19 protein-coding genes, 8 tRNA genes and 1 pseudogene are annotated in these 21,462 nt (G+C 52.7%); 1 reads left to right on the top strand and 27 read right to left on the bottom strand.

Annotated features, from left to right (window positions below):
- Window positions 1-40: 40 nt before the first annotated feature.
- The 10 genes and pseudogenes from AWJ19_RS03705 to AWJ19_RS03660 form a co-directional block, all read right to left on the bottom strand.
- Window positions 41-991, bottom strand: coding sequence for a ribose-phosphate pyrophosphokinase (locus AWJ19_RS03705; protein WP_039869041.1), 951 nt, complete (start codon window positions 989-991; stop codon window positions 41-43).
- A 27-nt stretch (window positions 992-1,018) separates the two neighbouring features.
- A complete protein-coding gene (hisJ, locus tag AWJ19_RS03700; protein WP_068721675.1) occupies window positions 1,019-1,852 on the bottom strand; it encodes a histidinol-phosphatase HisJ in 834 nt (277 codons plus the stop codon).
- A 14-nt stretch (window positions 1,853-1,866) separates the two neighbouring features.
- A complete protein-coding gene (hisIE, locus tag AWJ19_RS03695) occupies window positions 1,867-2,550 on the bottom strand; it encodes a bifunctional phosphoribosyl-AMP cyclohydrolase/phosphoribosyl-ATP diphosphatase HisIE (RefSeq protein ID WP_068721673.1) in 684 nt (227 codons plus the stop codon).
- The gene (gene hisF, locus AWJ19_RS03690) at window positions 2,547-3,305 is read right to left on the bottom strand and encodes an imidazole glycerol phosphate synthase subunit HisF (protein ID WP_068721671.1); all 759 of its coding nucleotides are present in this window, start codon (window positions 3,303-3,305) and stop codon (window positions 2,547-2,549) included. The genes hisIE and hisF overlap by 4 nt, the downstream gene beginning before the upstream one ends.
- 338 nt (window positions 3,306-3,643) lie before the next feature.
- A complete protein-coding gene (hisA, locus tag AWJ19_RS03685; RefSeq protein ID WP_068721668.1) occupies window positions 3,644-4,381 on the bottom strand; it encodes a 1-(5-phosphoribosyl)-5-[(5-phosphoribosylamino)methylideneamino]imidazole-4-carboxamide isomerase in 738 nt (245 codons plus the stop codon).
- A gap of 40 nt (window positions 4,382-4,421) precedes the next feature.
- Entirely contained in the window at window positions 4,422-5,051 is a 630-nt protein-coding gene (gene hisH / locus AWJ19_RS03680) for an imidazole glycerol phosphate synthase subunit HisH (RefSeq protein ID WP_068721666.1), read from the bottom strand.
- 1 nt (window position 5,052) lies between these two features.
- Window positions 5,053-5,664 (bottom strand): imidazoleglycerol-phosphate dehydratase HisB, encoded by a 612-nt coding sequence (gene hisB / locus AWJ19_RS03675; protein WP_039869028.1) that lies wholly within the window; start codon window positions 5,662-5,664, stop codon window positions 5,053-5,055.
- Window positions 5,654-6,958 (bottom strand): annotated as a pseudogene (gene hisD / locus AWJ19_RS03670) (histidinol dehydrogenase). Before hisD ends, hisB begins: the two are co-directional and overlap by 11 nt.
- A gap of 117 nt (window positions 6,959-7,075) precedes the next feature.
- Entirely contained in the window at window positions 7,076-7,720 is a 645-nt protein-coding gene (gene hisG / locus AWJ19_RS03665; protein ID WP_039869025.1) for an ATP phosphoribosyltransferase, read from the bottom strand.
- Between the two features lie 65 nt (window positions 7,721-7,785).
- On the bottom strand, window positions 7,786-9,003 hold the full coding sequence (locus AWJ19_RS03660; protein WP_068721663.1) for an ATP phosphoribosyltransferase regulatory subunit: 1,218 nt from the start codon (window positions 9,001-9,003) through the stop codon (window positions 7,786-7,788).
- A 320-nt stretch (window positions 9,004-9,323) separates the two neighbouring features.
- Between AWJ19_RS03660 and gntK the strand changes: the two genes are divergently transcribed.
- Window positions 9,324-10,853, top strand: a complete 1,530-nt coding sequence (gntK, locus tag AWJ19_RS03655) for a gluconokinase (RefSeq protein WP_068721661.1) — start codon at window positions 9,324-9,326, stop codon at window positions 10,851-10,853.
- 73 nt (window positions 10,854-10,926) lie between these two features.
- Here gntK and AWJ19_RS03650 read toward each other — a convergent pair whose 3' ends face one another.
- From AWJ19_RS03650 to AWJ19_RS03570, 17 genes are all read right to left on the bottom strand, one after another.
- Entirely contained in the window at window positions 10,927-12,078 is a 1,152-nt protein-coding gene (locus AWJ19_RS03650; protein WP_068721659.1) for an acyltransferase, read from the bottom strand.
- A gap of 64 nt (window positions 12,079-12,142) precedes the next feature.
- Complete coding sequence (locus AWJ19_RS03645) at window positions 12,143-13,351, bottom strand: acyltransferase (RefSeq protein WP_068721658.1); 1,209 nt, start codon at window positions 13,349-13,351, stop codon at window positions 12,143-12,145.
- Window positions 13,352-13,601: 250 nt separating this feature from the next.
- On the bottom strand, window positions 13,602-14,183 hold the full coding sequence (locus AWJ19_RS03640) for an acyltransferase (protein WP_241781583.1): 582 nt from the start codon (window positions 14,181-14,183) through the stop codon (window positions 13,602-13,604).
- Between the two features lie 8 nt (window positions 14,184-14,191).
- Complete coding sequence (ppaX, locus tag AWJ19_RS03635) at window positions 14,192-14,833, bottom strand: pyrophosphatase PpaX (RefSeq protein ID WP_068721656.1); 642 nt, start codon at window positions 14,831-14,833, stop codon at window positions 14,192-14,194.
- Window positions 14,834-14,841: 8 nt separating this feature from the next.
- Window positions 14,842-15,873, bottom strand: coding sequence for a prolipoprotein diacylglyceryl transferase (gene lgt / locus AWJ19_RS03630; protein ID WP_068721654.1), 1,032 nt, complete (start codon window positions 15,871-15,873; stop codon window positions 14,842-14,844).
- 15 nt (window positions 15,874-15,888) lie between these two features.
- Window positions 15,889-16,827 (bottom strand): HPr(Ser) kinase/phosphatase, encoded by a 939-nt coding sequence (gene hprK / locus AWJ19_RS03625; protein ID WP_068721652.1) that lies wholly within the window; start codon window positions 16,825-16,827, stop codon window positions 15,889-15,891.
- Between the two features lie 219 nt (window positions 16,828-17,046).
- Window positions 17,047-18,168, bottom strand: a complete 1,122-nt coding sequence (gene ugpC, locus AWJ19_RS03620; protein WP_068721650.1) for a sn-glycerol-3-phosphate ABC transporter ATP-binding protein UgpC — start codon at window positions 18,166-18,168, stop codon at window positions 17,047-17,049.
- Window positions 18,169-18,277: 109 nt separating this feature from the next.
- On the bottom strand, window positions 18,278-19,381 hold the full coding sequence (locus AWJ19_RS03615) for a helix-turn-helix domain-containing protein (RefSeq protein WP_241781582.1): 1,104 nt from the start codon (window positions 19,379-19,381) through the stop codon (window positions 18,278-18,280).
- A 98-nt stretch (window positions 19,382-19,479) separates the two neighbouring features.
- Window positions 19,480-20,439 (bottom strand): NAD(P)/FAD-dependent oxidoreductase, encoded by a 960-nt coding sequence (locus AWJ19_RS03610; protein WP_068721647.1) that lies wholly within the window; start codon window positions 20,437-20,439, stop codon window positions 19,480-19,482.
- Window positions 20,440-20,583: 144 nt separating this feature from the next.
- Window positions 20,584-20,656: transfer RNA gene (locus AWJ19_RS03605), tRNA-Lys, on the bottom strand.
- 7 nt (window positions 20,657-20,663) lie between these two features.
- Window positions 20,664-20,749 (bottom strand) — tRNA-Tyr (locus tag AWJ19_RS03600).
- 6 nt (window positions 20,750-20,755) lie between these two features.
- Window positions 20,756-20,831: transfer RNA gene (locus AWJ19_RS03595), tRNA-Phe, on the bottom strand.
- 22 nt (window positions 20,832-20,853) lie between these two features.
- A tRNA-Asp gene (locus tag AWJ19_RS03590) sits at window positions 20,854-20,931 on the bottom strand.
- 16 nt (window positions 20,932-20,947) lie between these two features.
- A tRNA-Thr gene (locus AWJ19_RS03585) sits at window positions 20,948-21,023 on the bottom strand.
- A 29-nt stretch (window positions 21,024-21,052) separates the two neighbouring features.
- A tRNA-Val gene (locus AWJ19_RS03580) sits at window positions 21,053-21,128 on the bottom strand.
- Window positions 21,129-21,135: 7 nt separating this feature from the next.
- A tRNA-Met gene (locus AWJ19_RS03575) sits at window positions 21,136-21,212 on the bottom strand.
- 26 nt (window positions 21,213-21,238) lie between these two features.
- Window positions 21,239-21,330: transfer RNA gene (locus tag AWJ19_RS03570), tRNA-Ser, on the bottom strand.
- Between the last annotated feature and the right edge of the window lie 132 nt (window positions 21,331-21,462).

Raw genomic sequence — 21,462 nt, 5'->3', positions numbered from 1 at the left:
GCGGCTCCTGCACCGCAGCTGCACAGCAAAGACGCGGGAATCAAATTCCCGCGTCTCTGAACAATTTATCGATGGATCCGCCTTCAATAATAATGCGTGTGGCTTCTGCCAGCATCGGTGCAACGGACAGCACCTTATAACGGGTAGAGTGGTCGTCAGGCAGCGCAATTGAGTCAGTGACAACAATTTCATCAATATTGTCATGATCCATACGTGTCAGCGCATCACCGGAGAACAGCCCGTGTGTTGCACAGACAATACTGTTGCCGGCTCCCCGCTCCTTAAGGCCCTCAACCACATTCACAATTGTCGTGCCGGTATCGATCAGGTCCTCGATAATGATTGGCGTTCTTCCCTCAACATCTCCTATCACATGCGTGATAACGGATTCGTTATGTGCCGGACGTTTCTTGATCATAATCGCAAAAGGTGAATCCAGCCGGCTGGCCAGCTTCTCGGCCATGGAGGCACGTCCTGCATCCGGCGAAACCACCACAGGGTTGGAGATATTCTTAACCTTCAGGTAACCGCTGATCAGATCAAGCGCAGTCAGATGATCCACCGGAATGTTGAAGAAGCCCTGAATGGCGGCCGCGTGCAGATCAATGGTAATGACCCGGGTTGCCCCTGCAGTGGTCAGCACATCGGCAACCATTTTGGCCGAGATCGGCTCGCGGGGTGCAGATTTGCGCTCCTGCCGGGCATAGCCGTAGTAAGGAACGATAATGTTCACTGTCCTTGCCGAGGCACGTTTGGCGGCATCAATCATCACAAGCAGCTCTACGAACAGCTCATTAATAGGATGAGCGAGGGATTGCACCAAAAATACGTCGCAGTTCCGGATGCTCTCCTCATAATGCACATAAATCTCACCGCTCTTGAAACGGGTCAGCTTAATCGGGCTGAGGGGTGCACCGAGACGTTCCGCAATGTCTGCGGCCAGCTTCGGATTTGACGAACCGGAAAAAATACGCAATTGATGATGCTGCATAATACCCTCCTGGGATCATAATTTAGATCATAATTTAAGCTCAAACGGTACCAATGAACGGCGACGGCCTTCAAACACCGCCAGTTCGCGGAAGCCGGTATTCCATAGCAGACTGCGGGCTTCCTGCAGCCCGTCGCCCAGCTTGGCCGGGTCGTGGGCGTCAGAGCCGAGTGTAAGCGGAATGCCCAGCGTATGCGCCTGCTGCAATACATGCTCCGCCGGGAACATTTCGGCACAGGGCTTGGTCAGGCCGGAAGCATTCAGCTCCATGGCAATCCCGCTTGAGGCGATCGCCTTCAGCGCGCTAAGCTCCAGTTCCCTGGATTCAGCCTTCTCCTCCGGAGTCTGCGGGCCGTAGCCGAACCGTTTGATCACATCTATATGTCCTATAATATCATATAATCCCGATAACGCCGACTTCCTTACAGCATCATAATAACGGCGGTATACCTCCATTACATCTTTGCCTTCCCAGCCGCCGGTCTGCCGGTGATCCGTAATATCCCACTCTCCGAGAAAATGCACAGAGCCGATCAGATAATCCCATGGATAGGGCGACAAAAGCTCGCGGATCTGCTCCTCATAGCCTTCAATATAATCCGCCTCCAGCCCCACACGCAGATCAATGATTCCGCGGTAGCGCTCCTTCAGTGTCAGGCATTCCTCGACGTACCGCGGAAGCTCGGCCAGCGGCATGGCCATTTCAGGGTAGTAGCTATCCGGATCCACATGAATCAGCGGCAGATGATCGGACAGGCCCAGCTGCTGCAGGCCCAGCTCAATTCCGCGCTGCACATACTCCTCCAGCTTCCCTACTGCATGACCGCAGCGCTCATGATGGGTATGATAGTCGATATGCATCCCTCTACCCCCTCCTAGTCGCGGCGCGGACGTTCGTGTCGGGCGCTCAGCTCGTCCAGAATCTCATCCAGCGGCAGCTTGCGCTCCTGCAGCAGCACCAGCAGGTGATAGATCAGATCGCTCACTTCGAGGCGGAGCTCGGCATTGTCTTTATTTTTGGCGGCGATAATCGTTTCGGAGGCTTCCTCGCCCACCTTCTTCAGAATCTTGTCTACGCCCTTATCGAACAGATAGGTAGTATAAGCACCCTCCGGACGCTCGGTTTCCCGCTCGGCAATCACCCGCTCCAGCTCGCCCAGTACGGCAAAACGCCCTTCATCTGCACTTGCGGTACGCAGAGGCCCCGCTGCTGCCTGACCAGTAAGCGGGATTTCGCGGTAAAAGCATGTATTTTCACCTGTATGGCAGGCAGGTCCCTCTGGAACCACCTTCACCAGCAGTGTATCACTGTCACAGTCATAGTGAATCGAAGTAATGGCCTGTGTGTTGCCCGAGGTTCCGCCTTTATGCCACAGTTCACTGCGGGAACGGCTCCAGAACCAGGTCTGGCCGCTCTCAAGCGAGAGCCGCAGCGACTCCGGATTCATGTAGGCGAACATCAGCACCTCGAGCGTGCGTGCATCCTGCACAACGGCAGGCAGCAGCCCGGATTCATTCCAGCGGATATTTTCAATAATGGCTTCTTGTTCTTGGCTCATCGGATTTCTACCCCTTTAGACTTCAAATCTGCCTTCAGATCATGTATTGCAATTTCTTTATAGTGAAAAATAGTCGCGGCAAGCCCGGCATCGGCCTTACCTTCAGTAAATACATCGTAGAAGTCGCCGATCTTCCCGGCGCCGCCGGAAGCGATGACAGGAATGCCTACCAGGCTGCTCACCGCTGCTGTCAGCTTCAGATCGAATCCGTCCTTGGTTCCGTCAGCATCCATGCTGGTTAGCAAAATCTCGCCGGCGCCCATCTGTTCAGCCTCTTTCGCCCAGGCCAGTGCCCGGATTCCGGTCGGCTTGCGCCCGCCGTGCGTATACACTTCCCATTCGCCCCAAGCCTCATTATATTTGGCATCCATTGCCACTACAATACACTGGGAGCCAAAGCGGCGCGCCCCTTCAAGAATAAGCCGTGGATTGTTGACTGCGGCCGTGTTGATGCCGATCTTATCTGCCCCGGCGCGCAGAATCCGCTTCATATCGTCCGGAGTCGAGATGCCGCCGCCGACTGTAAAAGGAATCGCGATCTCCCCGGCGGTCTGGCGGACAACCTCCACCATGGTCGCCCGCCCTTCCACCGAGGCGGAAATGTCCAGGAACACCAGCTCGTCAGCACCTTCGCGGTCATAAATCGCCGCCAGCTCCACCGGATCCCCGGCATCGCGAAGATTAACAAAATTCACACCCTTGACTACCCGCCCGTCCTTTACGTCCAGGCAGGGAATGATACGTTTGGCTAACATGCGGCATCCCTCCAAAAGTAAAACCTTACCGTGTAAAATTTTATGAAAAAATACTACAATCCCAGGGCTTATTGAGCAAAAGCCAAACCTTAAGGCATTTTCGATCCCCCTAAATCCCCCTTAGCCAAGGGGGGACCCCAAGGGCCCCGGCCCTCTGGACACCCGGATAGCTGTCTTAGAAGAGACCGAGGCGCACCCGGCAACAAGGAGCAGGTAGCGCTAGCCCCTGCGGGGCCGCTTGAACAATAGGCGCTCCTGCAAAACTGCAAAAACAAAACTGCAAACCTGCAAAAGTGCAAAACTGCAAAACTGCAAAACCCTTTAAATTCTACTTGCTTCTATTTCTGCCCAAGCGCCGAAAGCGCTTCGGTCAAATTAATATTGCCGGTGTACAGCGCCTTGCCGACGATGGCCCCGCCGATTCCGCTGCCGCTATGTACGTTAAGGCGCAGCAAGTCATCCAGGCTGGTGACGCCTCCGGAGGCGATAACGGTCCGTCCGCTGGCGGCTGCCATAGAGAGGATGCCTTCAATGTTCGGGCCCTGCATCATTCCGTCACGGGAGATGTCGGTGTAGATGAACGTTTCCGCTCCTTTAGCCGCGAGCTCCTTTGCCAGATCCTCGGCACGCACTTCCGAAGTGTTAAGCCAGCCGTGGGTTGCCACGTAGCCGTTCCGCGCATCAATGCCAATCGCCACTTTGTCACCGTATTTAGCCAGTACCGCTTCTGTGAAAGCATGGTCGTTGATGGCCGCTGTTCCGATAATCACCCGGCTGACGCCGAGCCCGAGCAGCTTCTCTACATCAGCCAGCGAGCGCAGTCCGCCGCCGACCTGTACAGGAACATTGGCGTTTTTTGCGATAGCGCCGATGATAACATCATTTACCGGATGGCCTGCTTTGGCACCGTCCAGATCGACGAGGTGGATGAATTTCCCGCCTTGCTCTTCCCACGATTTTGCCACCTCAACCGGACTGTCGTTGTAAATCGTCTCCTGGGCATAATCCCCCTGCTGCAGTCTTACACACTTTCCATCCCGGATATCAATTGCCGGATACACGATAAAAGAAGACATCTGGCGCCCCTGCTTTCCCTATAATAGATTGATAGCGTGCTTACGCCCGCTTCTGCCCGTTCTTAATCTGCAAAAAATTCCCCAGCAGCTTCATGCCCAGTTTCCCGCTTTTCTCCGGGTGAAACTGCATGCCATACACGTTATCCCGTCCGACTACTGCCGTTACCGGATGCCCGTAATCTGTGACAGCAATCAGGTTACTTTCCTGCTCCACCTGTGCATGATAGGAGTGGACAAAATACACATGCCCTTCTTCAAGCCCCTCAAGCAGCGGACTCTGCGGCTGGCGGAAGCTTAAGCGGTTCCAGCCCATATGCGGCACCTTGTAGCCTTCCCGTGCGGCAAACCGGACGACTGCCCCGGGAAGCATATCCAGTCCGGTATGCTCTCCGTGCTCCTCGCTGCTGCTGAACAGCAGCTGCATGCCCAGGCAGATGCCCAGCACCGGCTGGCCGCCGGCGGCAGCCTGCTTCACAATCCCGTCGAGACCGCTTGCGCGCAGCTGCTCCATCGCATCGCCAAACGCACCGACTCCCGGCAAAATAACGCTGTCCGCTGCAAAAATCTCTTCAGCCTTGCCTGTCACCAGACTTTCGTAGCCCAGGCGTTCTACAGCTTTGCTGACACTGTGCAGGTTGCCCATGCCGTAATCGACGATTGCAACGGTCATGCTACAGCACTCCCTTCGTAGAAGGCACACCCTTTACTCGCGGATCGATCAGTGTCGCCTCATCCAGCGCCCGGCCCAGCGCTTTGAATACCGCCTCAATCATGTGGTGGGTATTGGAGCCGTAGTGCACAATGACGTGCAGCGTAATCCGTGCCTCCAGCGCGAACTTCCAGAGAAACTCATGTACAAGCTCCGTAGAGAAGCTGCCTACCTGCTGTGACGGATATTCCGCCCGGTACTCGAAATGCGGACGGTTACTGATATCGATCACAACCTGCGCCAGTGCCTCATCCATCGGAACAAATACGCTGGCGTAACGTTTGATTCCTTTTTTATCGCCCAGCGCTTCACGCAGCGCCTGTCCCAGACAAATGCCGATATCCTCGACAGTATGGTGGTCATCAATATCAATATCTCCGCGGGCCTGCACAGACAGGTCGAACTGGCCGTGCTTGGCGAACAGATCCAGCATATGATTCAGAAAAGGCACATCCGTTTCCAGCTCGGCAACACCGCTGCCGTCAACGCCGAGCGACAGGGTAATGTCCGTTTCATTTGTTGTGCGGCTAAGACCGGCCTTGCGTTCCGCCAGCTCATTATTATTATTCTCCATCTTCTGCTCCACCCTTCGCTTCGTTCTCCAGTCTGATTTGTATCGCCCTTGCATGGCCCTCCAGACCTTCTCGTCTGGCCAGCTCCATAATCGTCTCCCCGTCACGCAGGAGCGCTTCCTTGCTATAGTAGATCAGGCTTGATTTTTTAATAAAATCGTCCACATCAACCGGCGAAGCAAACCGTGCCGTACCGTTAGTCGGTATAATGTGATTCGGTCCGGCAAAATAATCCCCTACCGGCTCCGAGCTGTACGGTCCGAGGAAAATCGCTCCGGCATTCTCGATGCTGCCCAGCAGGCCCATCGGATCTGCTGCCACAACCTCCAGGTGCTCCGGCGCCAGCCGTTGACCACGTCAATGCCTTCCTGCATCGAGTCCACGACGATAATCGCGCCGTGGTTCTCGACGGAGGCGCGCGCCACTGCCTCGCGCGGCAGCTCCTTAAGCTGCGCTCCACCTCGGCAGCAACACTGTCCGCCAGGCTCTGCGATGGCGTCACCAGAATGGCCGAGGCCATTGTGTCATGCTCGGCCTGGGAGAGCAGATCGGCCGCGACGTAGGCCGGCTCGGCGGTATCGTCGGCGAGCACGACGATTTCACTCGGTCCGGCGATGCTGTCGATATCGACAGCGCCGTAGACCTCGCGTTTGGCGAGGGCAACATAGATGTTGCCCGGCCCGCAGATCTTATCGACGGCACAATTGATTCTGTGCCGAAGGCCAGGGCGGCGACCGCCTGAGCGCCGCCTACCCGGTAAATCTCGTTTACGCCCGCTTCAGCGGCGGCAACGAGAATGTAAGGGTCAATCCCCGCCTTGCCGCCCGTGGCCGGCGGGGTGACCATAACGATCTCCGGCACACCGGCTATCTGTGCCGGAATGACGTTCATCAGCACGGACGACGGATAAGCCGCCGTGCCTCCGGGAACATAGACGCCCACCCGCTTCAGCGGGCGGATGATCTGGCCGAGGATCGTGCCGTCCGGCTGCAGATCCATCCAGGAGCTGCGCTTCTGGCGGGCGTGGAACGCCCGGATATTCACCGCAGCGGCGCGGATCGCGGTAACGAATGAATCCTCCACCTGGCTGTACGCAGCCTGAAGCTCCTCGGGTGTCACCCGCAGCTCCGGTGCCGTCAGCACCGTGCGGTCAAATTGCTCCGTATAGCGAAGCAATGCGGCATCGCCTTCTTTTTTTATAGTAGCTACGATTTGCTTCACGGTCTCGTTCTGCTCCGGTGTTCCGTACTCCACATCCCGCTGCAGCTTAAAATCCTTGCTCGACTTCACCTTCACCGCCGCTTCCCCCTTTTGCACATGTAAAGCTTTGTTCCTGTGTCCCAATGTCTTCTATTTATCATTCGCATGCCCATACGTCTTCGTGAGACACGCCGTTGCTTCAGCTTCCCGTTATTATTTCAGCTGTAACCCCGGCTCGCCGATCACGGCCTGCAGACGGTCGCACAGCTGCTGAATCTCATTATTTTTCATCCGGTAGCTTACCCGGTTAGCCACTAGGCGGCTCGTAATTTCGAAGATGCTCTTCATCTCGACCAATCCGTTATCCTTCAGTGTCTGGCCCGTCTCCACCATATCGACGATGCGGTCTGCCAGACCGATCAGCGGCGCAAGCTCGATGGAGCCGTTAAGCTTCACAACCTCTACCTGCTGGCCCTGCTCCCGGAAATAACGCGAAGCGACATTCGGATATTTGGTGGCTACCCGCTGCTGAATGCCCGGCTGCCAGTTGGGCAGGCCGATAATCGACATCCGGCAGCGCGCAATGCCCAGATCAAGCAGCTCATACACATCGCGCTCCTCTTCCAGCAGGACATCCTTTCCGACGATTCCGATATCCGCTACGCCATATTCCACATAGGTAGGCACATCAACCGGCTTGGCCAGAATAAATTCCATTCCTGCTTCAGGCAATGAAATGACCAGCTTGCGCGACTCCTCCCCGTCCGGGGGAATCGGCAGGCCCGCCTGGCGGAACATTTCCGCCGCTTTATTGTAAATCCGGCCTTTCGGCATGGCTACCTTCAGTATCTGCCCCATGTCACTTGCCTCCGTTTCTTATCACTCTTCTTACTGCTCTATTATCTCATCCGTTCCTCTTCTGCTCAGCCATGCTCGCTTACAAAAGACACGAAGGTATAAATCTCACCGTATTGTCCGCCATCCGCCAGAACCCGCGCCGGGTCAAGCCGCTTAACAGTCTTCAGATCCTCCGGACCTGCGGCAAGTCTGGTCACAACCATATGCCCCTCAGACCGCAGCCTTGCGGCTTCAGCAAGTCCTTCTGACCGCCGCTGCGCGTCATACTGGATCAGCACAGGCAGCTCCTCTTCCTCCGGCATACCGGTCACTCCGTCCAGAATCCGGTTCGTCTTCAGGGAGAAGCCTGTTGACGGAACCGCCCGGCCGAACTGCTGCAGCAGGTTGTCATACCGGCCTCCGCTGCATACGGGGAAGCCGAGCTCAGAGGCATAGCCCTCAAAGGTCATACCGGTATAATAGGAGAAATCACCGATCATAGTCAGGTCAATCAGCACATGCTCTGATACCCCGTAGGATACAAGCACCTCCCACACCTTGCACAGATGCTCGATGGAGGCCCGGGCCAGCGGGTGGCTGCTGAGCTCCAGCGCCTGCCCGCAGATTTCCTTGCCGCCGCGCAGGCGCAGCAGCCCGTACAGCTCATTCTTCTGGGCATCCGTCAGGTCTAGCCGCCGCAGCGTATCCCTGAAGGCTACATAGTCGCGGCCGAGCAAATGGCTCTTGAGCTCCTCCTGCGCTTCCGGCAGGTTCGGTACTGCTTCCTGGAACAAGCCGTCAAGGAAGCCCACATGGCCCATGGCAATCTTGAAGGACTTCACGCCGGCTGCCTGCAGCGAGGCGATCGCCAGCGCAACAACCTCGGCATCCGCCTCAGGGGAATCATCACCGACCAGCTCCACGCCGGTCTGGAAGAATTCCGCCTCCCGTCCCGCCTCCTCCTCAATAGCCCGGAAGACATTGGCATGGTAAGACAGGCGCAGCGGAAGCGGCTCATCCTTGAGCAGGGAGGATACCACCCGCGCTACCGGAGCTGTCATTTCCGAGCGGAGCACCAGCGCCTGCCCCCGGTTGTTCAGCAGTTTATAAAGTTTCTGGTCGGATGTGGAGCTGGCCACACCAACCGTATCGTAATATTCAAGTGTAGGGGTTATCATCTGCTGATATCCCCAGCGGCTCATACAGTGCAGCACATCGTGTTCAATCTTGCGCAGCTTCTTGACTGCACGCGGCAGATAATCGCGCACACCTGCCGGTTTTTCGAATCCCTTCGGCTTGGACATCTTCATTAGTCACCTCGTCAGAGTTCATAAAAATATATGTAATTCGCTTTACTATGGTAAAGTGGTAGTAAAGTAAAGTGGTGGGAACATCGTATCATGGACTGTCTTCCTACGTCAATAATACCTTACCTTTACGCGGATAACACCTGTCCTCCCGGCCCCTCTTTTTACTTACCCAACTTAATACTTCATATCTTTGCCACTGTGCTCTGCGGATACTATAATGAACTAATATAATTCTACTGCATTTTTTCGCATTCAGCGTTCCAAGTATCTATTCTCAAGCAGAAAGAAGGACTGTGAACTTGAATCCATCGTATATGATCGGCGTTGATATTGGAACTACAAGCACCAAGTCCGTCCTCTTCAGGGAGGATGGGAGCATCGTAACCCAGGCGAGTGAAGGCTACCCGCTGCATCAGCCGTCCCCTTCCGTTGCGGAGCAGGACCCGGATCAGATTCTGGACGCTGTTCTTCATACGATAGCAGCCGTGATGCAGCAAAGCGCAATCCGCCCGGACGAGCTGCTGTTTCTCTCCTTCAGCTCCGCGATGCACAGCGTAATCGCTGTTGATTCTGCCGGCAAGCCCCTTACCGCCTGCATCACCTGGGCCGATAACCGGAGCAGCACTGCTGCTGCCCGTCTCAAAAATGAGCTGAACGGACATGAGCTGTATCTGCGCACAGGCACACCGGTTCACCCCATGTCACCTATTACCAAACTGATGTGGCTGGGTGAGGAGCAGCCGGAGCTGTTCAAGCAGACCTATAAATTCATATCCATTAAGGAATATGTCTTCGCCAAGCTGTTTGGTAAATATGTTGTCGATCATTCCATTGCTTCCTGCACAGGTATGTTCAATCTGGAGAGCCTCGACTGGGACCCGGAGGCACTGCGTATTGCCGGAATAACCGCTGACCGGCTGTCTGAGCCTGTACCGACTACCCGGGTAATCCAGGGACTGCTTCCCGGCTTTGCAGAGCTGCTTGGACTACTTGATTCAACCCCGTTCGTTATTGGAGCCAGTGACGGAGTACTGTCCAATCTTGGCGTAGGCGCAATCGAGCCTGGTGTAGTAGCTGCTACCATCGGTACGAGCGGCGCCATCCGTACCGTAATCGACCGCCCGCTGACTGATCCGAAGGGCCGGATTTTCTGCTATGCGCTGACCGAGAATCACTGGGTGATCGGCGGTCCGGTGAACAATGGCGGCATGCTGTTCCGCTGGGTGCGCGATGAGTTCGCCGCCTCGGAAGTGGAAACCGCGAAGCGCCTCGGTATTGATCCTTACGAGGTACTGACGCGTATAGCCGAGCAGGTACCTCCCGGCAGCAACGGGCTGCTGTTCCATCCTTATCTGACCGGTGAACGCGCCCCGCTATGGAACCCGGATGCACGCGGCTCCTTCTTCGGGCTGAGCATGACCCACCGTAAGGAGCATATGATCCGCTCGGTGCTGGAGGGTGTTATCTTTAATATGTACACTGTGCTCCTGGCTATGGAGGAGCGCATTGGCCGCCCAAGCCGGATTCTCGCTACCGGAGGATTTGCCCGCTCCGCCCTCTGGCGGCAAATGATGGCCGATATTTTCGATCAGGAGGTCATCATACCGGAGAGTATTGAGAGCTCCTGTCTCGGAGCCGTCGTGCTGGGGCTGTATGCCACCGGGCGGGCCGCATCGCTCGATATTGTATTTGACATGATCGGCTCCACTTACCACCATCAACCGGTAGAAGCACATGCCAAGGTCTATAAGCAGCTGCTGCCTATCTTTATCTCTGTCTTCCGCAGCCTGGAGAGCCAGTATGAATCTATAGCCCAGTTCCAGCGGGAACAGGCCGGAGAATAGGCGGCTGCCCTTTCATAATGAAAAGCGCCGGCATAGTCTGCATCACACAGACCATGCCGCGCTTTATTTAGGTTTAAACGGCTGCTTTGGATTTCGGTTTCTGCGGCGCGGAGCCGAAGATCACCCAGGCCGGCTTAATATAACGGAAGGCTACAGCCACGACCAGCCAGGAGAGCAGGAGTGCAGCCAGGAAGCCCCCGGCGATAGCCGCCGTATAGGCCAGTGAACCGCCGTGGAACGGGATTTTCCGGTAAATAAATAGAACCGCCGGATGCACGAGATAAATACCGAACGAGCACGCGCCCACCGAGATCAGCATACGCGTCAGCAGACTGCGGCCCGCTCCATACAGCAGGAAAGACAGCTGCAGCAGCATCAGACAGGACAGCAGCGCATGAAGGTTAGAAAAGCCCTCGTACCATAGGCTGTTAATCACTGTTTTCTTGGTGTAGTTGTTGAACCACAGCTGCACATGGATAACGCCAGCCGCCGCCCATAACAGCCACAGTGCGATCCAGGCCCCGCCTCTGCCGGATTTCCAGCCCTCACGGGATGGAATCAGCCATTTTTTTAAAGAGCTGTAGTACACGGCAACCGCCGCTCCCAGCAGGAAATAGGAGAAATAGGTTATCGAGAGGCTGCCCTTGGACAGCTGCCAGTATCCGTTGTTCGTCATATATTTGTTCAGCAGCACGAAGCCCCATTGAAGGGCAAGCCCGATGACCGGTGCCCAGGCTGCAAGCTTACGGACTTTTTGCAGGCACCACAGCATAAGCGGAAACAGCACGTAGAACTGGATAATAATAATGATGTAGTACAGATGGGTGTAGGCTGTCCCCGTCCAGAGGTATTTCCACAGCTTGGCTGCCATGTCCTCCAGCGGCATGTTCCAGGTATGCCCGGCAGTCATTTTCAGGATGAAATACAGTACTGAAAAAACAAAATAAGGCACAATAATATAGATCAGCCGCCGGCTATAAAATTTGCCCAGTGTCTTCCCGCTGAGCGGACGGTCGATATAGTTATAAAACAGTACAAATCCGCTTAAAAATACAAAAGACGGCACCGCAAACTGGCTGAATTTATTGACGAACAAAAACGGATGAAACATACCTGTGCCCAGTGTCTCCGATAATGTCCGTGAAGTGGCGTGAATCGCCAGTACCGCAAAAATTGCAATTGCCCGGAAAATATCCAGCTGCGGAATTCTTTCCTTTTGTCCCATTACCCTTCCTCCTGTTAAGCTCCGCATCTCTGATGCTCATAACCCAGCTTATAATTAGTCCCTTTTATAGCCCATGATTCTCTTTCATCTCAGAGCGCACCTGCCCGCTTCCCGTCTGTCTCACCTTAGCTTCAGGGGACAGCGAACGCGGCACATTGCCAAAAGCAATCCAGCCGAGCGGAAATCTGCGAAAAGCAAACTGCACGATAATCCAGCTGCCAGCCAGCGCAACCAGAAGTCCGCCATAGATAAACCCTACATAGAGCAATGAATCAGGCGAAATGCCGTAGCGGAACCGTCTGTACACGGCGAGCAGCAGCGGATGAATCAGATAGATTGCGAACGACAGCTCCCCCAGCCTTGTCAAAAAAGCAACCAGCCTGCGCGGAGCCTTCCTGTAGAGCAAAAAAGTTACGTACAGCAGCACCAGCGCCGACAGCAGCGTATGCACATTCCATAGCAGCTCGTACCACAGCGAATCCGTCCAGTTGCCGAAGCGGCGGGCTTCATACCATAACTGAACATGAATAAAAGCTGCCGCCAGCCATGCGGTAAACAACAGCACTGTCAGCCTTTTATGCAGAGCCGTAAGTCCCCTCCAGGACGGCATCAGCCATTGCTTCACCGATTCAAAGTGAATGGCAATATAAGCACCAAGCATATAGTAAGCCAGGTAAGAAATCGCCAGACTGCCCTTCTCCACGATATGAAGCTGAACTTTATTCCAAAAAATAAATCCCCATTGCAGCAGCAGGCCAAGCGGAAAAGCCCACTTAACCCAGAATTCTGAGCTCTGCAGCAGCTTCAATAGTAAGGGAAACAGCAGATAGAACTGGATACTGATAAAGACAAAATACAAATGCGCATATGCTGATCCTGAGAAAAGCGCCCCCAGAAAGCTGGACAGGTTCTCTGCCGGCTGCTGCATCAGTACCCCGTTCACATACAGCGTCAGTGCATAATATCCGGTCGAAGCAAGCAGATAGGGCAGCAAAATGTACTTCAGCCTGCGCCGGTAAAAGCTGCCGATCAGACTTTTCGTAACCGGACGCCTGTAATAATTGTAGAACAGCACAAAGCTGCTGAGAAAAATAAACGACGGGGTCCCGAACTTGAAAAAGATATTGATCCAGTTAAGCCAGTAATAAAAGGGAGAATTCAGCGCCTGCTCCCCGGCGGCAAAAGAAGAAGAATGCACATGCAAAACGCCCGTAATGGCCAAGGCGCGGTAAATATCCAGCTGCGGCAGTCTTTCCTGTCTGGCTTCATTCATGATAATTATCCTCTTCTCTGCTTATAATGGCTGTTCATATAGACGCCAAGCGAGCGGAACATGATGACTGAACCCATCAGGAAGCCTTCCTATGCTGTTTATTCATTCTGATGTGTATTCTGCAGCGTTCTTGTGTCAGCTACACATAACTCTAAGTACAAGTATACCGCTTCTTCCGCTGCGGGGGCACTTAAAGCTTTCTGAATGTTACCTAAAAAATAAGGAAATTTAAGCTGCAGGCCAATATACATTAAAATAACCCTGCAGCTTCTGCGCCGGTACACGCATTCTGAAACTGCAGGGCCATTTTCAGATCCTGTCTTTTATTCCTCTTCCTGCAGCGCTCCTGCTGAAGCCGACGCAGCTCCCGGAGCGGATTACCGCCGACAAAGGAGCCGGGCGCCACGTCCTTGTGTACTACCGAGCCTGCGGCAACAACGGCCCCGTCGCCAATCGTAACACCCGGCAGAATGGTCGTGTTCGCTCCAATCAGTACATTTTCACCGATAATGACTTCACCCAGACGATACTCTTTAATGAGATATTCATGCGCCAGAATCGTCGTATTGTAGCCAATGATTGAATTTTCACCGACCGTTATCTTCTCCGGAAAAAACACATCGACCATCGCCATAAGGCCGAACGCCGTATGCTTTCCCACCTTCATGCCGAGTATGCTGCGGTAAATCCAGTTTTTGACCGGCAGAATCGGACAGTACCTGGCAATCTGGATAAAGATGAAATTGCGCACACCCTTCCAGGGGCTGACCGTACGGTAAATATACCAGAGCGAGTTATGCCCCTCGACCGGATAACGGGTAACTTTTCTCACGGTTCATTTCACCCTTGCTCTACAATAGTCAGTAAATCGGTCATGTCATGAATGATATAATCCGGATGATATTTACGAAGCGTCTCTTCCCCTTTAAGCGACCACGAGACTCCGGCAACACGAACGCCGGCTGCCTGGGCTGATTGGATATCAACTGCACTGTCCCCGACCATAAGCGTCCGCTTAGGATCTGCATTCAGGTTGCGGAGTGCTGTCAGCACCGGCTCCGGGTGTGGCTTGGCGTGTTCTACGTCATTCACGGTAACAATGGTCTCCATGTACTTGAGCAGATCAAACATCTCCAGCGCTCTAAGGGTAGTCGGCCGAATCTTAGTAGTGACAATACCCAGCTTGATCCCGCGCCGCAGCAGCTCGTCCATCGTTTCATTTACACGGGGAAAAGAAGCAATCAGCTCATCATGATGATTGTTGTTATACGCACGGTATGACTTCTCCAGTGCACTTGTATCCGCCAGCCCGGAGAAGGTGCTTATCTGCTGCTGCAGCGTTGTCCCCATATGAGGAATAATCTGCTCCCGGCTTAGCGGGGGCAGATTATTCTCCTTGAGCGCATGCATAAATGAGTTGATGATCAGCTCGTTAGTATTAACAATGGTTCCATCCAGATCGAACAACACATATTCTATCATTTCAATATTTACTCCTTACGTTGCTCATTCTCCGCTTTGTCTGCTTCAGACTGTACATCCTGCGGGGCTTTCTGCGGAGTAACCGCGGCATGCTCCGGCACAACCGGTTCACTGGCTGCAGCCTTTGTGCTGACAATAGGGTCAGAATAATAAGCATTCGCCTGGCCGGTCACTCTGCGTACGACAATAATGATAATCGCCGCGATGATAATCAGCAGGGCAAGCAGCTGAGAGATACGGATGTTCCCGTATGCCGGATCGAAATAGCCCTGTTCAAAGCCCAGCCATTTCATCGGGCTCCAGAGCCCGTCAATCAGTGAAGCTACACCGCTGCTTCCGTTGAAGCCCAGACTGTCGGTACGCAGCGCTTCAATGAAGAAGCGTCCAATGGAGTACCAGATGAAGTAGGACAGGAAGATTTCACCGGCCCGTACGAATTTCTGGCGGCGCAGTACCATCAGCAGCGCAATCCCCAGCAGACTCCACAGTGACTCATACAAAAACGTCGGATGGTGAAACGCATCACCTATGTACATTTGATTAACAATGAAGTCCGGCAGATGCAGCTTGTCACGCAGGAAAGATTCTTCGATAGGACCGCCATAGGCTTCCTGATTAACAAAGTTACCCCAGCGGCCAATCATTTGTCCGGCTAGCAGACTCGGTGCACATATATCCACAATTCGCCAGAACGGGTACCCTTTGTAGCGGAAATAGATAATGCCGCAGATAATAGCCCCGATTAAGGCGCCGTATATGGCAATACCGCCGTTCCAGATTTTAAATATATCAATCAGGTTGTCCTTGTAATCGTCCCACATGAAGGCAACGAAGTAAATCCGCGCACCGATAATGGCCGAAGGCACACCCAGCAGCAGCAGATCCATGAAAAATTCCTGCGGAATATTAAACCGTTTACCCTCCCGGATGGCCAAAAACAGGCCTACAAGCGCCCCGGTCCCGAGGATCAGGCCGTACCAGTGTACCGGAAGCGACCCGATGGAGAAAACAATGGGATTAATCGCCAATGAGAAAAACATGTTCACACACTCCTCCTAGTCCAGATCATCCATGTCCTCAGAGATGGTGGCTGTAAGTTTATTGGTAAACTGAAGAGCTGCGTTAAAGCCCATTTGCTTCAGACGGTAGTTCATGGCCGCAACCTCAATAATAACGGCAAGATTTCGTCCCGGACGTACCGGAATGGTTACAAGCGTAACATCCGTATCTATAATCCGTGTGGTCTCCTCGTCCAGTCCCAGCCGGTCATATTGTTTGTCCTGCTGCCATGCTTCAAGACGTACAACAAGCGTTATCCGTTTATGATTACGGATGGCACCTGCACCAAACAAAGTCATTACATTAATAATCCCGACTCCGCGGATTTCCAGCAGATGGCGGATCAGCTCAGGCGCGGTTCCATGCAGCTGATTATCCGAGGTTTGGCGGATTTCCACTGCATCATCGGCAATCAGGCGGTGTCCGCGTTTAACCAGCTCAAGAGCCGTTTCACTTTTACCGATACCGCTGCTGCCTGTAATCAGCATCCCCACACCGTTAACATCGACTAGAACGCCATGAATGGTTGCAGTAGGCGCCAGTCTGCCTTCCAGGAAGCTGGTCAGGCGGCTGGAAAAAATCGTTGTCGCCATCGAGCTGCGCAGAACCGGAAGTCCCTTCTCATTACTGGTGTCAATCAGCTCCTGCGGTACATCCAGTGCTCTTGTAATTACAATACATGGCGTATTGTCAGTGCAAATTCCCTCGATGCGGCTCTTACGCTCTTCCTCGGAGAGCATGGAGAAGAACGCCAGCTCTGTTTTGCCGAGCAGCTGCACGCGCTCTTCAGGGTAATATTCGAAATAACCGGCCATTTCCAGCCCCGGACGGTTGAGGTCATCCACTGTTATCGGTCTTTTGAGACCTTCATGCCCGGAAACCACTTCTAATTGAAAATGCTGTACCAATTCAGATACTTTTACCTTCTTAGCCATGTATGTTCTTCCTTTCGTCGCCTGCGGTAAGTCCGCTGTCCGCGTCTGGATAGCTATTCTTATAAACCCAACCGTAGGTAATTCTCCTGCTATCTTAATGGATAATGTCTATGAATGCAATCTTAATGCCTGTCTCTCTGCTTATTCCCGCCGGGGCCAACATATCAAAAAGGCCGCCCTTTCAGGCGGCCTCTCTCAAGCAGGGAAGATACTGCTATCTTAGCCCAGCAATACGTTCAGTTCGGATTCTTTATCGAAGATATGAACTTTGTTCATATCGATTGCCAATTTTGGCTTGCTGCCTTCACGGGTAGTAGAACGTCCGTCTACACGGGCGATTACAGTTCCTGTGCCCACGCCGCTCAAGTAGAGGAGCATTTCGTGACCAAGGTTTTCTGTAACGTCTACCAGGGAAGAGAAGATTGTGTTAGGGGAAGCTTCCAGGAATACTGGCTCTTCATGGATATCTTCCGGACGAAGACCAAGGATAACTTCTTTACCGATGTATCCTTTGCTGCGCAGGATTGTTGCTTTGCCGCCTGGAACTTCAACATCCAGGTTTTCAGCGCGGAAGCGAACTGCACCGTTAACATCGCTCAGGGTACCATTGATAAAGTTCATTGTAGGGGATCCGATGAATCCGGCTACGAACAGGTTAGTAGGCTCATTGTACAGCTCTTCAGGGGAAGCAGCCTGTTGAATGATACCGTCGTACATAACTACGATACGGTCACCCATTGTCATAGCTTCTGTCTGGTCATGCGTTACGTAGATACAAGTGGTTTCAAGACGTTTAACCAGCTTGGTGATTTCGGCACGCATCTGACCACGGAGTTTAGCATCCAAGTTGGAGAGCGGCTCATCCATCAGGAAGACTTGCGGATCGCGGACGATCGCACGGCCCAGAGCGACACGTTGACGTTGACCACCGGACAGAGCCTTAGGTTTACGTTCCAGCAAGTGCTCGATATCGAGGATCTTCGCAGCTTCGCGTACTTTCTTGTCGATTTCTTCTTTCTTCACTTTACGCAGTTTCAGACCGAATGCCATGTTCTGATATACGCTCATGTGCGGATACAAAGCGTAGGATTGGAATACCATCGCGATGTCGCGGTCTTTAGGAGCAACGTCATTAACTACACGGTCGCCAATGTACATTTTTCCTTCAGAGATTTCTTCCAGACCTGCGATCATACGCAGTGTTGTGGATTTACCGCAACCGGAAGGACCAACCAGTACGAGAAATTCCTTATCTTTAATATCAAGATTGATATCCATTACTGTTGCTTTATCGGAACCCGGGTATTTTTTGAAAATGTGCTCTAAACGTACGCCTGCCATTGTATTTCCCCCTCGAGTTAATTAATTAGGATAAAAATAAATCGCTTTCTTGTACATTTATCTTACCCCAGACGTGCAGAACTGGCTATTTGTAACGTTCACAAAAAACCTATTTTCTTTTCGTCACTTTATACAATAACATGGCTAACTTCACAATAGCCGCATCTCCGAAGCTCCGTACATCGGCTCCCGTTTCCTGCTTGATCTTATCCAGCCTGTACAGCAGTGTGTTGCGGTGGATGTATAGCTTCTTGGCCGTCTCACTTACATTGCAGTCCATTTCAAAGAACGTCTCCAGTGTAAGCAGCATCTCCTTGTCAGCCAGCACGGAAGAGTAATCGCCGATCTGTCCAAGCAGCTGCCGCCGCCGGCTATCGGGAATACTGTTAATCAAGCGCTCCATGTGCAGCTCCCACGGCAGATGGATATAATCACCGACCTGAAAGATCCGGCCAAGCACTATAGTCTCACGCAGAAGAGCCACTGAGCCTGTCAGGCCTTTTACCGGGATAATTGCCGGGGCCACAGCCAGATGAAATACCCCCACCCACTCACTGGCAATCAGCTCATGCAGTCCCATGCAAGTTTGAGCCAGGAGCTCATCTTCACTTTCTTCCTCGTCTTCCTTATCATCTCCGCCGGTGAGCAGTTCCTTACGGGCCAAAATTAGCCATTCCTTCTCCTGCAGGGGGATAAGCAGAATTTCATTCTCGAAATAATTGCGCAGCAGCTTCATTAAAGTACGGTAGGTCATCTGCGGGTTATGCACATTTTCACTGACCAGCAGAAAAGGAATCATATCTCCGAATAAACGGCCTTTAAGTGTCATATCATCAGGTATTTCTGCATCAATCTTTTCCTGCTCCAGCTGGGAGTTAAGCCAGACGCTGAGCTGACGCGCCTCCACCTCGCCCTCTTCCTTTATGCCTGTGGCCTTGAGGGCAACAGCATAATTACGAGCCGCATAATTGACCAATTGCAGCTCCAGCGGGGACAGGCCCTCCATCTCGACCCAGAGTGCGGTGAACCGGCCCTCATTCTCATATAAAGGAACCCATAGATGTCCTTCATGCGTTACCGGCTGGTCCTGCTGTTCTGTACCTGCACCAAAAAGGGAAGCCGAATGCTGCCTCCCGAGCTGTTTGATTCCGGTTCTTTTTCCCGTGAGCTGCTCCAACCTTTGACGCAAAGCCTCACTATCCATAGTCACCATGCTCCACCACTTTTGCTCTTTTCGCCTATTTTATCATATTTTGCAATAAGATGCGGCAAGGCCCTTCTGAAGGATATTGATATATAACATGAATTCTTCTAATCAGTGCCTTCAGTATTGTAAACGGCATGTTTGGATACTGGAAGTTTAGGGGGATTAAGCTTTTTAAGCACTTTATTCATCCAGATCCCCGCAATCGCTCCTTCCCCCATAGCAACCGTAGCCTGTTCGGCATGAACAGCAAGATCACCGGCTACCCAAAGATGCTCGACATTTGTCATTAAAGAGCGCTTGTTGGCTTCTGCATGTTTATTCTTATGGAGTGTTACCCCCAACTGGGCAGCAAGCTCCGAATGAACGGGATTTTTGCCAAAAGCTATAAACCCCCGCTCTGCCGGAACCGTTTCCCCATCCTCCAAGATAACCTGCTTAATATATCCGTCATTTTCATGAACAACCTCGGCAGCAGCCCTTTCAATGTACCTGATTCCCTCATCAAGGAGACGGTTTATATTTTCCTGTGAAACAGGTTCACGTTCATGATTGATATAAGTAAGATCCCCGGTACGCTCACGTAAAACAAAAGCCATATTCGCACCGGCATCGCCAGAGCCCAGCAGGACTGTCTGCCGGTTCTCAATTTCATAGCCGTCGCAGTCAGGACATACGTAGAGGGTTCTGCCCATGGTTGCTTTTATTCCCGGAAGTTCCGGGAAACGGTCCATTACCCCTGTTGCAAGCAGCAAGGTTGTCCCTTCATACAGTTGTCCCTGCTGTCCTGTTAACAGGAAGTGATCATCCCTCTTTTGCGCCGTAATGATTCTGTCCGTCTTAAATTCCACACCTGCTGTCTGAGCTTGCTGCCGGCCCTTCTGGCGCAGCTCCTCACCCCATATACCATCCGGCCATCCAAGTATATTATGATAACTCCGGCACAGTGTTGATCTTCCCACACCCGCATCAATGACCAGTACACGGTGCACAGAGTAGCGTCCTAATTGTATAGCTGCCTGAAGGCCGGCAAACCCGCCTCCAACAATAATCGCATCATATCTCACAGGGATACCCTCATTTCTGTTCGTTATTATAAACTTATAATTAAACGAAGCAGAAATTTTTAAACTGGATATTGAAATAAAATGAAAATGTTCCTGAAAATACAAAAAAGCCACCATCCGGAGATGATGACTTTCTGTTTGGAATGAGCCATGAAGGACTCGAACCTTCGACACCCTGATTAAAAGTCAGGTGCTCTACCAACTGAGCTAATGGCTCATAAAACTGGTGGAGGCTGATGGATTCGAACCACCGAACACGTACGTGAGCAGATTTACAGTCTGATGCGTTTGGCCACTTCGCTAAGCCTCCACGTTATGGTGGCGCGGGAGGGAATCGAACCCCCGACACAAGGATTTTCAGTCCTTTGCTCTACCGACTGAGCTACCGAGCCATATAACAAGCCAAAATTTAAATGGCGGAACCGACGGGATTCGAACCCGCGATCTCCTGCGTGACAGGCAGGCATGTTAGGCCAACTACACCACGGTTCCGCATTTGTAAAAAGAATGGTGCCGGCGAGAGGACTTGAACCCCCAACCTACTGATTACAAGTCAGTTGCTCTACCAATTGAGCTACACCGGCACAGTGTTAAATGTATTTCAAGGTAAAAATGGTGGAGGCTGAGGGGATCGAACCCCCGACCCTCTGCTTGTAAGGCAGATGCTCTCCCAGCTGAGCTAAGCCTCCGGGAATATGGTAGCGGCAGAGGGGATCGAACCCCCGACCTCACGGGTATGAACCGTACGCTCTAGCCAGCTGAGCTACGCCGCCACAATAATTAGGTTATGGATTTGAAATGGCGGAGAGAGAGGGATTCGAACCCTCGCACCGCTTACGCAGTCTAACCCCTTAGCAGAGGGTCCCCTTATAGCCACTTGGGTATCTCTCCAAACGATCTGGTGCCATGTAAATCCATACAGGAACTTGATTCCTGAAAACTGAATCCGAAACGAATCTGCGAATTAATTATTGGATAAGCCCTCGACCGATTAGTATTGGTCAGCTCCATGCATTGCTGCAC

Source organism: Paenibacillus sp. DMB5, from assembly GCF_001517085.1.
Lineage (GTDB): Bacteria > Bacillota > Bacilli > Paenibacillales > Paenibacillaceae > Paenibacillus_AQ.
Note: the sequence above shows the minus strand (reverse complement) of the source record. Positions and strands in the feature narration are given on the sequence as shown.

Bases quoted from the DNA above. Each gene is read 5' to 3' on its own strand.
- AWJ19_RS03705 (WP_039869041.1), bottom strand. From the start codon at position 991: ATGCAGCATCATCAATTGCGTATTTTTTCCGGTTCGTCAAATCCGAAG.
- hisJ (WP_068721675.1), bottom strand. From the start codon at position 1,852: ATGCATATCGACTATCATACCCATCATGAGCGCTGCGGTCATGCAGTA.
- hisIE (WP_068721673.1), bottom strand. From the start codon at position 2,550: ATGAGCCAAGAACAAGAAGCCATTATTGAAAATATCCGCTGGAATGAA.
- hisF (WP_068721671.1), bottom strand. From the start codon at position 3,305: ATGTTAGCCAAACGTATCATTCCCTGCCTGGACGTAAAGGACGGGCGG.
- hisA (WP_068721668.1), bottom strand. From the start codon at position 4,381: ATGTCTTCTTTTATCGTGTATCCGGCAATTGATATCCGGGATGGAAAG.
- hisH (WP_068721666.1), bottom strand. From the start codon at position 5,051: ATGACCGTTGCAATCGTCGATTACGGCATGGGCAACCTGCACAGTGTC.
- hisB (WP_039869028.1), bottom strand. From the start codon at position 5,664: ATGGAGAATAATAATAATGAGCTGGCGGAACGCAAGGCCGGTCTTAGC.
- hisG (WP_039869025.1), bottom strand. From the start codon at position 7,720: ATGGGGCAGATACTGAAGGTAGCCATGCCGAAAGGCCGGATTTACAAT.
- AWJ19_RS03660 (WP_068721663.1), bottom strand. From the start codon at position 9,003: ATGTCCAAGCCGAAGGGATTCGAAAAACCGGCAGGTGTGCGCGATTAT.
- gntK (WP_068721661.1), top strand. From the start codon at position 9,324: ATGATCGGCGTTGATATTGGAACTACAAGCACCAAGTCCGTCCTCTTC.
- AWJ19_RS03650 (WP_068721659.1), bottom strand. From the start codon at position 12,078: ATGGGACAAAAGGAAAGAATTCCGCAGCTGGATATTTTCCGGGCAATT.
- AWJ19_RS03645 (WP_068721658.1), bottom strand. From the start codon at position 13,351: ATGAATGAAGCCAGACAGGAAAGACTGCCGCAGCTGGATATTTACCGC.
- ppaX (WP_068721656.1), bottom strand. From the start codon at position 14,833: ATGATAGAATATGTGTTGTTCGATCTGGATGGAACCATTGTTAATACT.
- lgt (WP_068721654.1), bottom strand. From the start codon at position 15,873: ATGTTTTTCTCATTGGCGATTAATCCCATTGTTTTCTCCATCGGGTCG.
- hprK (WP_068721652.1), bottom strand. From the start codon at position 16,827: ATGGCTAAGAAGGTAAAAGTATCTGAATTGGTACAGCATTTTCAATTA.
- ugpC (WP_068721650.1), bottom strand. From the start codon at position 18,168: ATGGCAGGCGTACGTTTAGAGCACATTTTCAAAAAATACCCGGGTTCC.
- AWJ19_RS03615 (WP_241781582.1), bottom strand. From the start codon at position 19,381: ATGGTGACTATGGATAGTGAGGCTTTGCGTCAAAGGTTGGAGCAGCTC.